Origin of the sequence: Winogradskyella pacifica (assembly GCF_003386275.1) — a bacterium.
Taxonomy (GTDB): domain Bacteria; phylum Bacteroidota; class Bacteroidia; order Flavobacteriales; family Flavobacteriaceae; genus Winogradskyella; species Winogradskyella pacifica.
Map to the genome: position 1 here is coordinate 1 of NZ_QREI01000002.1, position 13,798 is coordinate 13,798.

General features: G+C 35.0%; 7 protein-coding genes and 3 pseudogenes. 2 read left to right on the forward strand and 8 right to left on the reverse strand.

The features are described 5' to 3' along the window. Nucleotides 1–1,143: pseudogene (locus DFQ09_RS19105) on the forward strand (DUF1566 domain-containing protein); the annotation flags it as partial. A gap of 98 nt (nt 1,144–1,241) precedes the next feature. After that, nucleotides 1,242–1,535, forward strand: a pseudogene (locus DFQ09_RS19070) (hypothetical protein); the annotation flags it as partial. Here DFQ09_RS19070 and DFQ09_RS04235 read toward each other — a convergent pair. From DFQ09_RS04235 to DFQ09_RS04275, 8 genes and pseudogenes are all read right to left on the reverse strand, one after another. Then, a complete protein-coding gene (locus DFQ09_RS04235) occupies nt 1,503–1,841 on the reverse strand; it encodes a hypothetical protein (protein WP_115808423.1) in 339 nt (112 codons plus the stop codon). The pseudogene DFQ09_RS19070 and the gene DFQ09_RS04235 overlap by 33 nt on opposite strands. Before the next feature lie 364 nt (nt 1,842–2,205). Next, nucleotides 2,206–2,847: a hypothetical protein gene (locus DFQ09_RS04240; protein WP_115808424.1), complete on the reverse strand. Its 642-nt coding sequence runs from the start codon at nt 2,845–2,847 to the stop codon at nt 2,206–2,208. A gap of 174 nt (nt 2,848–3,021) precedes the next feature. After that, nucleotides 3,022–3,423 carry a response regulator gene (locus DFQ09_RS04245; protein ID WP_115808425.1) on the reverse strand — a complete coding sequence of 134 codons (402 nt, stop codon included), beginning with the start codon at nt 3,421–3,423 and terminating at the stop codon, nt 3,022–3,024. Then, the gene (locus DFQ09_RS04250; protein ID WP_115808426.1) at nt 3,420–6,560 is read right to left on the reverse strand and encodes a PAS domain S-box protein; all 3,141 of its coding nucleotides are present in this window, start codon (nt 6,558–6,560) and stop codon (nt 3,420–3,422) included. The genes DFQ09_RS04245 and DFQ09_RS04250 overlap by 4 nt, the downstream gene beginning before the upstream one ends. Before the next feature lie 167 nt (nt 6,561–6,727). Then, a pseudogene (locus DFQ09_RS19210) lies at nt 6,728–7,675 on the reverse strand (IS30 family transposase). A 235-nt stretch (nt 7,676–7,910) separates the two neighbouring features. Continuing rightward, the gene (locus DFQ09_RS04265; protein ID WP_115808429.1) at nt 7,911–9,353 is read right to left on the reverse strand and encodes a TolC family protein; all 1,443 of its coding nucleotides are present in this window, start codon (nt 9,351–9,353) and stop codon (nt 7,911–7,913) included. Beyond that, complete coding sequence (locus tag DFQ09_RS04270; protein ID WP_115808430.1) at nt 9,346–12,597, reverse strand: efflux RND transporter permease subunit; 3,252 nt, start codon at nt 12,595–12,597, stop codon at nt 9,346–9,348. Before DFQ09_RS04270 ends, DFQ09_RS04265 begins: the two co-directional genes overlap by 8 nt. A gap of 22 nt (nt 12,598–12,619) precedes the next feature. Beyond that, a complete protein-coding gene (locus DFQ09_RS04275) occupies nt 12,620–13,702 on the reverse strand; it encodes an efflux RND transporter periplasmic adaptor subunit (RefSeq protein ID WP_115808965.1) in 1,083 nt (360 codons plus the stop codon). Nucleotides 13,703–13,798 lie beyond the last annotated feature (96 nt).

The window sequence follows — 13,798 nt, forward strand, 5'->3', positions numbered from 1 at the left end:
AGTTCTACGCCTGGTCCAACAGGCCCACAAGGTCCCTCAGGTAATGATGGTGCCGACGGATCCGATGGTGCTGATGGCACTAACGGTTTGGATGGAGCAACAGGAGCAACAGGGTCTACTGGGCCACAAGGCGCACAAGGTCCAGCAGGTAATGATGGTGCCGACGGATCCGATGGTGCTGATGGCACTAACGGTTTGGATGGAGCAACAGGAGCAACAGGGTCTACTGGTCCACAAGGCGCACAAGGTCCAACAGGTAATGATGGTGCTGACGGAGCAGATGGAGCTGCAGGCACTGACGGTACGGATGGAGCTACAGGAGCTACAGGGTTACAAGGACTACAAGGTCCTGCAGGTAATGATGGAGCCGATGGAGTAGGTATTGCACAAACATTAAGTTTTACATCACCTAACTTAACACTATCTGATAGTGGCGGAACAGTAGATTTAACATCACTTATTAATGATGCTGATAGTGATATTAGTAACGAAATTCAAAATTTATCAGAAGTACTTACTGAAGGTAATACAGCGGATGCTCAAATAAAAAACGTAACCGACCCAACAGATGCCCAAGATGCTGCAACAAAAGCTTATGTAGATGCATTACAAGCGCAAATAGCGGCGTTGGATGCACGGATTATTGCTTTGGAACCTCTACCAACTATAGGCGAATTTAGATATGGAGGCGTGGTATTCTGGATAGACCCTACAGATAATACCCATGGGCTAGTTTGCGCCATAGCAGACCAAAGTTCAGCAATACAATGGTCTAATGGTTCTTACATAGTTACCGGAGCTACAGGTGTAGCAATTGGTACTGGTGCTGCAAATACAGCTACTATTATTACAGCACAAGGTGCAACAGAAACCAATTATGCAGCAGGTTTAGCAAAAGCTTATACAGGAGGTGGTTTTAACGATTGGTTTTTACCGAGTGACGATGAGTTGAAAGAAATATTCCTAAATGGAGCAGCTATAGAAGCTACAGCAACGGCTAACGGCGGTGCTGTTTTTAATACTACTTTCTACTGGAGTTCTACGGAGGTTAATTTTGAGAAAGCGGAGACAAGTAAATTAACTAATAATGGCTCTGCAGCTAAGGGCTGGGGATATAATGTGCGTGCAGTTCGGGCTTTTTAAACTTTCTTAATAAATAAAAAGGCGGCATTTTTGCCGCCTTTTTTATGCCACAATTCTATCGCAGAAAAACATACAATATCGTTAATAAAATTGTTTAAAGTAGTGTAAAAGGGAGGCCACGAATAAGTAAAATGGGGCATAAAAAGTTGAGAAACTTATTATTTAGGCGCAGTTTTACTGCTTGCAAATATAACCAGGCTTGCAAAGCAATTTATGAGCGCATAGTTGCCAAAGGAAAGTGTAAAAAAATAGTATCAATAGCGGTTTGTAGTAATTTACTAAAGCAGGCCTTTGCAATTGCTAAACCGGGATTAATATATGATGGAAATTATAAAAGTGCTGTGCAACGTTGTATTATTTTAATATATAAATTTTTTGAGTTCAGCCTTTAAACCTCCAGAATTATCTAATATTTCATATGGTTCAAAATCATCGTTTTTATACTCTTTGTCTTTTAATGATTTATTTATTAGATCTGTTTTTTCAAATGATTTTTTAGAAATTTTAAATAATTTTTCAAAACTAAAGCCTTTACTTCTCATATGAATATTACCAGTAAAAAAAATAACTAGAACTTCTTTAGAATTAGGTTTTGTTAAAACAATGTATTCTTTTGGCCCATCTGAAATTATTAAATCAACCTGATAAAAGTTATATGATTGACCTTTGTATTTAAGTTGTGGTAATGTAAAGATCATTGCTCTTTTTATTCTTCTTTTTATAACCACTTCTTATGTAACTATTTGTGGTGTATTTTAAAGTAACCTTATCAAAATATTTGCCATTAAATTTACACATTCCCATTTTGTTGTCACATTGTATAACAGAATACATATCCTTTTCTGACAGCTCTAGTATTTCTTTACTACCGTCTGAATAAAATATTGAATCTGAATTTTTGGTGTTAATATCTTCAGATTTTTTAATGTTAGGGGAATAGACTCTAGTTTGGCAATAAGTATAAGAAGAAGTAATTAATAAAATTAAAAGAATAGCTTTTTTTATTTTTTCGTAAGTTATAAGTTAATAATATATTTGAATATAAATTGGCATGATTGATTGCTAAAATTCGCAAATTAAATTGTAATCATTGACTAATTCAATAATATCGATTTCTTCATAGAGGTCTTCTTTTAAGTATTCAGTCAGATCTTTACAATCTGAAAAATACTTGAGAGCTCTGTTTTTAAAATTGCTTAAGGAATAATGAGATATTAATGGTGTTAGTTTTGTTTCGTCTTCTCTAATTACATAAAACTCTTGTTCTTCTTCATAATGATATTTAAAAACATCCACATCCGAGTTTGGATTATAAGGATTGTCAATAATTTTTTCTTTGTGTTCAATAGCTACAGTTCTAGTGTATAACTTTACCTTTCCATCAAGTAACAATTTAAAAATTCTATATTTTCGTTTTTTTAATAGTGCATATTCATAATATCCAGGATTTGCATCATAAGTGTTAAATATGATTTTTTCCACTTGCGATTTGTCATAGCTATTGACATATCCTTGCATATCTTCTTTAAACTCAACCTCTGATTTTCCTAATGAAACCAATCTAGCAACATTCATTGGAATTTGTATAAATCCAATTAATGAATCTCCATTCTTTAAAATTAGTTGACCTGAAGTCCATTCATATTGAGCATAACTTAAAAAACAATTTAGTAATAAAAATATTAAAGTTAACCTTATTTTCATTGGTAAGTTAATTGTTTGCAACGGTTTTGTATAAGAATAGTTGCGATGGTAATAAACGCAATTTAACAAGTACAAACCGAATAGAAAATCCGCAAGGATTTTCGTAAGTAGGTTTGTATTAGCAATTAATTTTATATGATGTTAGCAAACGTTTTTAAAATTGGTTGATTGCGATTAATTATTTACAAGCTCTTCTAAAACACTTTTCAGTTGACCTTGATTTATTGGTTTGATTAAGTAGTTACTCTTTAAGCTATACTGTTCAGCCCTTTTAATATCTTCTTCACTATTTGAACTTGTTAAAATGTAAATAATAACTTTTTGTTCTATAGGTATTTTAGTGAATTCATCCAAGAACTGCCAACCATCCCAAATAGGCATGTTTAAATCTAAAAATATAATTTGGGGCAGTTTTTCACTATTTAGAAACATAGCTTTTAGTGTATCATATGCTTCTTTTCCATTTTTACAAACTAATATTTTTTCAACAAACCCTGATAGTTCCATATATTTCTTTGTTATAAACAAATGCATTGGATCATCTTCAACAATACATGCTAAATCTATTTTTCTCATTTTGGTAATGTTATTTTAAATGTTGTACCTAAGTTTACTTCACTAGCTATTTCAATTTTGCCATCCATACTCTCAATTTGGTTTTTTGTAATAAATAGACCCACTCCTCTGGAGTCATCATGACGATGAAAAGTCTTGTACAAGCCAAAGAGCTTGTCCCCATTTTTTTTCAGATCTATCCCTAACCCATTATCTTTAAAAAATAAAGTGATCATTGATTGTTCAGTTTCTACATCTGCATAAATCTTCAAATAACTCGCTCTTTCTTCACTTCTATATTTTATGGCATTTGTAATCATGTTTAGCACAATACTATCAAAGTATGCAGGAACACCTTTGACGGTTAAGTTCTTATCTACATTGTTGATGATTTCAAATTTAGCTTTCATTATTTGTATGTTTAGGATCTCTATGTTTTTTTGAATGACTTCATGGATATTTACTTTTGAAACATCAGCCTGTGTTAAATTCACTTTTACAATTTCTGTCAAATCATTTACGGTCTGATTCAGATTTTCGGCTCCTAAAATAAGAAGTGCAAATAATTCATTCTTCAATATGTCTGGCTGTTCCATTTGAATTAAATCGAGAATTCCAGATATACCTCCACTGTGAGAACGCAGATTATGGGATACAATATGTGCGAAATTTCGGAGCCTTCCATTTTGTTCATTCGTAATATCGAGCAGTGATTTGATCTCTTTCTCTACTTTTTTTAATTCACTAATATCGGTAGCTACACCCAAATATCCCACTATATTATCATGATCAAGAATAGTATTGATAGAAAGTAAAACAGGAAAAGTTGTACCATCATTTCTTATATAGGTCCATTCTTTGGTGGTTGGCTCACCAATTTTAGCTTCATAAACAAAGGTGTCAAAACCTTTTACTTCTTTTTTATGTTTTTCAAACAATTCAATGCTTCGCTTTTCTACCTCTTCACGTTGGTGAATTAACTGTGGATTATGTATTCCTACCAATTCTTCGGCTTTATAACCTAGTAATTTTTCGGCACCAGAGTTGAACAAGGTAATTGTACCTTTAGTATCGGTGGCAATAACCGAAACTTGTTTACTTGCTTCCAATATGGCTTGCAAACTCGAGATAGCATGTTGAAGTTTTCTTTCCGCCTCTTTTTCCTGACTAATATCCCTTACAAAAGACCAAATCAGTTTCTTTCCTTTGCTGTCCTTTATCACCACTCCTTGAAGAGCTATAGGGTATCGTGAGCCATCTTTACGGATGTATTCCTTTTCAAAGAGATCATAGCTTCCTTTGCTTTCCATTTGCTGAATTGCAGTAGTTTCAAATGGCCCATACTCCTTAGGCGTAGTATCCCAGTAACTCAGTGATAAGAATTCCTCTTTGTTGTAACCTGTTGGTTCAAGTAGTTTATTGTTTACATCTAAAAATTTGCCAGTGTCATATTCATTTAGGGCGATTCCTATCGGGGATAAATTGTATAAAGCAGATAACAGGTCTTTTTGGTAGTCAATATCTAAAAGGAGCTTTTTGCTTTCAGAAATATCTATAATTTGCGAAATAAAGTAGACTACTTTACCTTGCTCATTCTTTACCATAGATACTGCTAATAGGATATGAACTATATGTCCATCTTTATGGAAGTATCGCTTTTCCATTTGGTAGTGATCTCTTTTGTCTTCAATAAGTTCAGTTAAAAGCTCTAAATCAGAATTTAAATCATCGGGATATGTAATGTCTTGAAAAGTAAGCTTAATTAACTCTTCTTCTGAATACCCAATTATTTCGCTAACCTTTGTGTTTATCTTTAGCCATTTCCCTTTTTCATCTAACAAAGCCATTCCAATGGCAGCATTTTCAAAATTTCCTCTAAAAGCTTCTTCACTGATTCGTAGCCTTTCTTCTCTTTGCTTTCTTTCGGTAATATCCTGGTGGGTACCATACATCATCAAGGGTTTTCCGTCTTTAGTCCATTCAAAAACTTTGCCCTTATCATAGACCCATACCCAGTGCCCATCTTTGTGCTTTATACGTGCTTCAAACTCATAGTAGTCTACCTTTTTCTCAAAACAAGCATTTAATCTGCGATTGGATTCTTCTAGGTCATCTGGATGAGCTAATTTCACCCAGGTTTCTATGCTAATAGGAGTGAGCTCTTCCAAGCTATAACCAACAATTTCAGCCCACCTCGCATTATAGACGGTTTCCCCAGTTTGTACATTCCATTCCCACGTGCCAACATGGGTGCCTTCTATTACCGATTTGAATCTTATTTCATTGTGCTTTATTTCAGTAATATCCTGAAAACTACCAATGAGCTTATCGCCCAATTTTCTTCCTGTTGATCTTACCCATATCAGTTTGTCTTTAGCGGTGATCATTTGGCATACCAAATCAAATGGGGCGCTATTAGAAATACACTTTGTAATCGCATCGGTAATTATAGGACGATAGTGAGGATGGTAAAATTCTATTGCATTTGCTTTATTATGGTTAAAATCCTGAGATACTTCGTGAATTTCATAAACTAAATCACTCCAGGTGGTTTTTCCTGTAGCGATGTCCAATTCCCATATACCTAGCTTATTAGCTTTTTGTGTTTCTTGGAGCAATTCATTCTTTTTCTCTAGTTCTTGATTAAGAACATCTAGCTCAATACTTTTTATTCTGTTTTCAAAAAGTTTTACCGTTTGTCCTGCTAATTTTTTAAGCTGCTCCAGCTGCGATTTGTTGATGTTTTTAGGCGTGTCATCAATAGTACAAAGCGTACCTAATGGGAAGCCATTGGAAGTAACCAAAGGGATACCCGCATAAAATATAACATTTGGATCACCGGTAGTTAAAGGATTGTCATGAAACCGTTCGTCTTTTCGGGCATCCTCCACTATGAATGGTTCATTTGGTTGATTGATAGCATGTGCGCAAAATGCGTAGTCTTTTGGTGTTTCACGAACTTCCAAGCCATGGTGAGAAAGAAACCATTGCTTGTTTTCGGTTATCAAACTAATTAAAGATATTTTTGTACCGCAAATTTGTGCAGCCATAGAAGTAATAAAATCAAAATCGTCATTCTCGGAAAGCCCAATCAATTGATAACTTTCCAATTCTTTTAGTCTTTCAGACTCATTTTCTGGTATTTTGGGGTTTTTCATAATTCGATTTTATTTTCAAAATTCTGACTAACGCCAATTTACAATAATTTTTGCACACAAGAATTTTACTGGTTAGCTCAAGAAATTAACAGGTTTTTCGCTGCATTCAAGGTTCTAACGCAACAACCGTTGCTTTTTTTTAATGAGTCTAAGCTACAAATTTCTGTTCATTTTCGAGATCTGTTGTTTAATTTTTTTTGTATATCTACTAATGTTTTTTGATCAATTTTATTAAAGTCAGTATCTTTAGGAAGGTATCTTCTAATGAGTCCATTAGTGTTCTTGTTAGTGGCTCTTTCCCAAGAGGAGTAAGGGTGAGCAAAGTAAATATTTGTCCCTGTTTTTTGTGTAATAAATTCATGTTTTGCCATTTCAATTCCGTTATCATAAGTCATTGTTTTTTTTGAATAACGGGTTTAATTTATTTAAGTGTTTGGAGAACATTTTAGCGACTTCTTTAGAGTTTTTAGCTTTTAACTTGACTATTATTGTGTATCTAAATTTGCGTTCTACGATGGTTCCAATTGCAGATTTTTGGTTTTTACCAATCATTAAATCACCTTCCCAATGTCCAATTTCTTCTCTTAATAGAATATGCTTAGGTCTATTGTCAATACTGACCTAGTTGATGATTTTGCTTCCAATTCCCCGTCTTTTTTTAGGGGGTCTACGTCTAGTTTTTTACGTACGAGTAGTTTGATTAACTTTTTGTATAAGCTAGCTTGTAGTTGTGTATAAATGTTTCTGTATATAGATTCTTGGGAAATAGACATTATAGGGTCGTTAGGATACTCTAGTTTTAATTTACCAGCAATTTGCTCAGGTGTCCATTCAGATAATAATCTTCTATAGACGTATAACCGAAGTCTTTTATATGTAGAAATTTTATCCGTATTTCTCTTGTTTAAATAATCCTCTTTAGCATACCAATGGGTTAACTCAGCGGCGTATTTATCTCTATGAGATTGCACCCATTTGTTGACCTCTCTAGTGATTGTAGAACGCGATCTATTCAAAGTTTTGGAGATATGTGCTTTTGACTTATTTTAGTTTAAAAGAGTCTCTATTTGTATTTTTCCTTTCAGAGTAAGTCGACCAATTTTTTTACGTAACATAATAACAAATCTATTAATTTATATTTGTTGCGTTAAGTTATTGAGTACAGCTTCAACTAGACTCATGTTTTTGGGTTATGAATAGGAATACTTTTTATAAGGTTTAACACATTTGTTGCCCTACTTTGCATAAGACGGAAGAAGCGCTACACCATTGTCAACACTCATTTAATTATAAAAAAAAAGCCATTATACAGTAGTGTAAAATGGCTTTCAGATTTGGTACAGGTTTCAACTAATTCCATCCACCACCTAAGGCTTGATAAATTTTTACATTCGCCAAGAATTGGTCTCTTTTCGTTTCTATAATTTCAATTTTAGAATCTAAAGCTTCTCTTTGCGTCAATAGAACTTCGGTGTATTCTGCTCTAGCAGATCTAAACAATTGTATAGAAAGATCAATAGCTTCTGTCATAGCATCAACTTGCTTTTCCTTTAACTCATAATTTTCTTTTAAATTATTAATATTAGAAAGCGTGTTGGCCACTTCAATATAACCGTTTAGAATGGCTTTTTCATATTCAAAAACCGCTTGTAGTTGTCTGCTATTGGCATTACTGTATTCCGCTTTAATCGCATTTCTATTGATTAATGGACTAACCACATCTCCAACTAAAGAATATAAAAGCGATTCTGGTGTACTGGTTAAATACTTTGTTTTAAAAGCTTGCAAACCAATACCTGCTTTAATACCAATAGAAGGGTAGAAGTTCGCTTTGGCAATTTTAACGTTCAATTTTGAAGCTTCTAATTCATATTCTGCTTGTTTAATATCGGGTCTATTTGCTAAAAGCTGCGCTGGGATACCGGCTTCAATTGTATCTATTGGGCGATTAATAAAATCGTCAGAATCTCTGTCAATTTTTTGTGGATAGCGCCCTAAAAGAAAATTAATCTTATTTTCAGTTTCAACAATTTCTTGACGAATTTCAAACTTATTACTCTGATTTTTATAGACTTCTGCTTCAAATCGTCTCACCGCTAATTGCGTAGCTCTTGCAGCTTGCTTTTGAAGTTTAACCATTTCTAAAGCATTTTTTTGAATCTCTAAATTCTGCTCAATAATGTTTAACTGATTATCTAAAGCTAAAAGCTCGTAATAGGAATTGGCTATTTCTGAAACAATAGTGGTGACCATAAAATTCTTACCTTCAATAGTGCTTAGGTATTCTAAAACGGCTGCTTTTTTTCCATTGCGCAGTTTTTTCCACACATCGAGTTCCCATGACACATCCAAACCAACTGAAAAATCGGTTAAAGGTTCTGGAAATTCTTCGCCTTCACGAATATCTAAATGCTGTTCTACAGCTCCATTTCGGGTGTATTCACCAACTTTTTCAACTTCTGCGCCTGCGTAAACATTTACAAAAGGTAAATACTCTCCTTTTCTAACTTGTACCTCATTATTTGCCATTGCAATTTGCTGTAGCATAATATTAAGCTCCTGATTATTGGCTAACGCAGTATCAATTAATGCGACTAACTTTGGATCTGAAAAGAATGTTTTCCACTGTATGGTGGCACTATTTGCCGAATCTGTAGTTTTATCTTGGTACTGATCAGGCACTGTGGTGTTCGCTTCTTTTACAGCGTGTTGTGTAGGTACACAAGAGCAAAGTAATAGTAAGGTAAGCACACCAATAAGGTGTGCTTTTCTAATCGTTTTTATCTTATTCATCGTTTTTATTTTTACGAAGTTTTTTCAATAGTTTTGTGAGTTTGCTGATTTTTTCAGCATTAGCTTCACTTTGATTTTTAGTTTCACTAACGCGCATCATTTCTTCCGAAATAGGCTCACTAGCTTCGTCTTTAATTAGACTTTTTCCATCAGCCATTTTTGCAAAAATGTAATACAGACCAGGAATAATTAAAATACCACCAAGCGTACCGATAAGCATTCCCCCTAAGGCAGAACCACCAATAGTTCTATTCCCAATAGCACCAGCTCCAGAAGCCATAACTAACGGAATTAATCCGGCAATAAAAGCAAAGGATGTCATTAATATTGGTCTAAATCGCGCTCTAGAACCTTCAATGGCGGCTTCTAAAATTGTAGCACCTTGCCTGCGTTTTTGAACGGCAAACTCCACAATTAACACGGCATTTTTACCGAGTAAACCAACCAGCATAATGACTCCAATTTGAGCATAAACATCATTAGCTAATCCCATGGCTTTAAGAAGTATAAACGAACCGAAGACACCAACAGGTAAAGATAAAATAACAGCAAAAGGTAATAGGAAGCTTTCATATTGTGCTGCTAATACAAAGTAGACAAATATGAGCACGACTATAAAAATGTAAATAGATTCATTTCCGCGTTGCGCTTCATCAAAACTCAAGCCTTCCCAAGCAATATCATAACCCCTTGGTAATTGCGTCGCAGCAACTTCTTTAATCGCTTTAATAGCATCATCACTTGTAAATCCTGCCGCAGGCAATCCTCTAATGGATGCCGAATTGTAAAGGTTATAACGTGTAATTTCGTTAGGGCCTAGCTTCTTTTCAATACTCATAAAAGCAGAATAAGGAACCATTTCTCCTTCTTCATTTTTTACAAATAATTTTTCGAGATCACTTGGTAAACGTCTGTATTCTGGTGCTGCTTGCGTGTACACTTTAAAGAAACGACCAAACCGAATAAAGCCTTGCTCGTAAGTACTACCAATTAAAATGTTGAGGTTTTCCATGGCTGTACCAATAGTCACTCCTTTTTGCATCGCAATTTTGTTGTTTATTTTTAACTCATATTGCGGATAGTTGGCAGAGAAGAAGGTAAATAAACCAGATAGTTCTGGGCGCTTAGATAAGGCGTCCATAAACTCGTTATTCACACTCTCAAAATGGTGATAATCTGTAGAGTTTGTTTTATCTAATAAACGTAAAGCGAATCCACCTGAAGATCCAAATCCTGGCACTGCTGGCGGTTCAAAATATTCTATAACTGCTCCTAAGTCTTTGGTTTCTTCTTCTAATTCTTCCATGATTTCATGAACCGAGTGCTCGCGTTCTGACCAAGGTTTCAGGTTAATTAAACAGGTTCCTGCGTTGGATCCACGACCTTCTGTCATAATTTCATAACCGGCTAAAGAGGATACGGATTCGACACCTTCAGTTTCTTCACATATTTTTTGAAGTTTTTTAGCTACTTCATTGGTACGCTCTAAAGTCGCACCAGGTGGTGTCTGAATAATGGCATAGATCATCCCTTGGTCTTCATTAGGAATAAATCCGGCAGGTAACACTTCATTTGTAAAGAAAATTCCAATACAGAAAGCGGCAAGTATTCCAAAGGTGATAAAGCGTCTCGCTACTATTTTGTTTAGAATCTTAACATAGCTTCCTGTCAGTTTTTCAAAACCTCCGTTAAACCAATCAATAAATTTATCTAATAGTGATGTGCGTTTTTTACCATGATTATTCTTTAGCAACATGGCACAAAGCACTGGAGTTAACGTCAAGGCCACAATGGCAGAAATAACAATTGAACCAGCCATGGTAATGGAGAATTGTCGGTAGAAAACACCAACAGGACCCGTCATAAACGAAATAGGAATAAATACCGAGACCATGACCAACGTTATGGCAACAATAGCACCACCAATTTCGCCCAGCACTTCTGAAGATGCTTGGTAGGGAGTGAGGTGATGGTCTTCTTCCATTTTTACGTGAACAGCTTCAACGACCACAATGGCATTATCGACCACAATACCAATCGCTAATACTAAGGCAAAAAGCGTAATAAGATTAATGGATAACCCAAACATCTGCATCACGAAAAAGGCTCCAATCAAGGAAACCGGGACAGCAATAATAGGAATTAAAGTTGAACGCCAATCTCCTAAAAATAAGAATACCACTATGGCAACTAAGATAAAAGCATCTCGCAATGTATGAATAACTTGATCTATAGAAGCATCTAAGAAATTAGAAACATCATAACTAATTTGAAAATCAACTTCTGGAGGAAGATCAACTTCAAGCTCTTTTAGCTTTTCTTTTACAGCATCAATAACATCGCTACCATTACTACCAAAAGTTTGTTTTAATACAATGGAAGCCGATGGTTTTCCATCTAAATTTGAATAAATATCAAAAAATTCACTTCCTAATTTTACATCAGCAATATCAGCAAGCGTAACGATTTGCCCTTCTTTATTGGCTTTAACAATAATCTCTTCATATTGCTCGGGTTCGTTATAACGGTTTTGATAGGTTAAAACATACTCTAGGGATTGGGCTGTTTTACCCGAACTTCGTCCTAAACGACCAGGACGTGCCAAAATACTTTGGTCTTCCATCGCTTCTAAAACTTCTTCTGCAGAAATATTATAAGCGCGCATACGATCTGGTTTTAACCAAACACGCATAGCGTATTTTCGACTTCCTAAAATTTGAGCACTTGCAATCCCTTTAATTCGCTGTATCTCAGGAATTATTTTGGTATAAGCATAATTGTAGAGGAACTTTTCGTCGTTGTCTTTATTTGTACTCGAAAGGTTAACGTACATTAACATACTAGGCTGTACAGGTGTAATAATAACACCTTCACGTTGTACCAACTCAGGAAGCAATGGCATTACCTGATCGACTCTGGTTTTTACTCTAACAACCGCTTCATTGGGATCTGTGCCTGGTTCAAAAATAACACGTAAGGTACCTTCACCTGCACTAGTAGCATCAGAAGCGATATAACGCATATCTTGAACACCGTTAATGGCGGTTTCTAATGGAATTAATGTGGAATTCACCAATACATCAGCACTCGAACCTGGATAGGCAATAAAAATATTGACTGTAGTCGGTGCAATTTGCGGGAATTGAGATATAGGCAATTGCTTTATCGCTAAGCCACCTATAAATATAATGATCACCGAAATGACAATAGCCAAGACGGGTCTTTTAATAAATTTTTTAAACATGATGTGTGTAGATTAGTTAGAATTACTCTGCGTAAAGTTCTAGATTAGATAATACAGTAACAGGATCTACAGTTTTAGTATGAATCTCCTCTTGATCTCTGACCATTTTAATACCTTCGAGAAGTATCGTTTCGGTTTCAGACAATCCTTTAGCTACAATAAATAAGTGCGGCAATTCGGCACCAATAGTGATTTCTCTTTGGTGTACAACATGGTTAGTGTCAACGACGAAAACATAGGTTTTGTCTAAGATTTCAAACGTGGCTTTTTGTGGAATAATAACAACATCTTTGAAAGGAATGGTCATTAAAATGCTTCCTGTTTCACCATGTCTTAAAATTCCATCGGGATTAGGGAATGTAGCTCTAAACGCAATATTTCCGGTTTCGCTATCAAATTCTCCTTCAATAGTTTCTACAATACCTTTTTGGTTAAAACGCTTGTTGTTCGCCATTAGAAGTTCAACATTTGTGTTGTTCTTTTTAGCTTCACTGGTAATATAATCTAAGTATTCTGCTTCAGGCACATTAAAATATACCCACATTTCACTGTTGTCTGAGAGTGTGGTTAATAATTCACCTTCATCTAAAAGGCTACCTTCTCTAGCTTCCAAATGGTTAATAATGCCATTAAAAGGTGCCTTGATACTGGTAAAACCTAAATGGGTTTGCGCTAAAGAGACTTCAGCATTGGCTTTTTCTAAATTGGCTTGTGCCATTGCCAATTCATTAGGCGATACTACATTGCCATCAGCTAGTAATTGCGTGTTGGCGAGTTCTATTTGCGCGACTTTGGATTCGGCTTTAGCCTTATTGAGTTCAGCTTGATAAATGTTAGGCATAATCTGAAATAACTGCTGTCCTTTCTTTACATGTTGCCCTTCATCTACAGAGATATTTTTTAAATAGCCCTTTTCTAAAGCTCTTAATTCTATGTGTCTTATAGAGTGGATTTGACTCACATAGTCTTTAATAAGAGTCGTGTCTTTTTTTATAGGATTGGTTACGAGAAATGTTGATTCTTCGTGTTTTTCTTCTTTGTGTTCTTCACAGCTCGCCAGAGTTATACACATAAATAGGCCTGTGAAAATTGTTATTTTCTTAATGGTGTTCACTTGTAAATTATTTTATAAAATGATATAATTAATTGGTCAGACCCATTGAGAATTGGGCATGACATTTTAGAGTTTTGGTCTAAACTC